Origin of the sequence: Paenibacillus sp. SAFN-117, from assembly GCF_051966115.1 — a bacterium.
GTDB lineage: Bacteria > Bacillota > Bacilli > Paenibacillales > NBRC-103111 > Paenibacillus_L > Paenibacillus_L residui.
Genome location: NZ_JBQCLK010000089.1, coordinates 1 through 1,262, shown reverse-complemented (window position 1 = coordinate 1,262; position 1,262 = coordinate 1). Strand labels below are relative to the sequence as shown.

General features: G+C 48.3%; 1 protein-coding gene. It reads left to right on the top strand.

Features of this window, described 5'->3' with window-relative positions; all coding sequences use genetic code 11:
* Positions 1 to 58 precede the first annotated feature (58 nt).
* A protein-coding gene (locus ACTHRH_RS25655; RefSeq protein WP_440418285.1) for an IS3 family transposase occupies positions 59 to 1,172 on the top strand; the annotation gives its coding sequence in 2 pieces (ribosomal slippage) (positions 59 to 324 and positions 323 to 1,172; 1,116 coding nt in all).
* The last annotated feature ends 90 nt before the right edge of the window (positions 1,173 to 1,262 follow it).

The following is a 1,262-nucleotide window of genomic DNA, read 5'->3' as shown; positions in this document are numbered from 1 at the left end:
TATAATGGACTAAGAAAATTAGACAGCAAAAAAGGAGTTTCTTAGTTGTATGGCAACGATGAGGAGAAAGTTCACACCAGAGCAAAAAGCACAAATCGTACTGGAAATTTTGAAGGAGGATAAGTCAATTTCGCAGCTGTCCTCCGAGCATGGAATCCATGCGAATGTCCTCCAGAGGTGGAAAACGGAAGCGATCCAGAACTTGCATCAGCTGTTCGTAGATGATCGCAAAGGCATCACGAAAATGAAAAATGATTATGAACAGCAGATCAACGAACTCTATGCCGAAGTCGGAAAATTGTCCACTCAATTGGCGTGGCTCAAAAAAAAATCTGGCTATGGACCAAACTCGTGAACAGCGATTGGCCATGTTGGATTGGCAAAGCACAGAGCTGCCTCTAACCGTACAGGCGGATATCCTCAGCCTCAATCGTTCCAGCCTGTATTACAAGCCGGTACCTCCCTCCCCGGAGGAAATTCGCATCAAACACCGGATTGATGAAATCTACACGCAGTATCCGTTTCTGGGGTCCCGGCGGATCACAGCGATTCTGAATCGAGAGGAAGTGAAAGTCCATCGCAATACCGTTCAAAAATACATGCAAGAAATGGGACTGGCGGCGATCTATCCCGGCCCCAACCTGAGCAAGCGCAATTTGCAGCATCGCATCTTTCCCTATTTGCTGCGCGGGCTGACGATCGACCGTGTGAACCAGGTGTGGGGGATCGACATCACGTATATCCGGCTGCAGAGCGGTTGGATGTATCTGGTAGCGATCTTGGACTGGTACTCGCGATACGTGATCGATTGGCAGTTGGATCAGAGCCTGGAACTGCCCTTTGTTCTGGAGGCTGTAAGTCGTGCGCTGAGCGCTTGCCGGCCCGAAATTATGAACAGTGATCAGGGCAGTCATTTCACCAGTTCACAGTACATCGAGTTGCTGAATAGCAACCAAGTCCGAATCAGCATGGATGGAAAGAATCGTGCTGTGGATAACATCTTTACGGAACGACTATGGCGCAGCTTGAAGTATGAGGAAGTCTACTTGCACGAGTATACCTCGCCCAAAGAAGCGCGCCGCGGCATTCATCGGTACTTTGAATTCTACAATCATTATCGGCCACATCAGTCGTTAGATTACCGAACACCTGCAACTGTATACATGGAATAACATATCCACAGAGGGTGACTCCCGCGCCTTCGCTTGGGCTTTGTCCTCCACCAGTGGACATTATCATTGAGTAATTATACACATTACTTT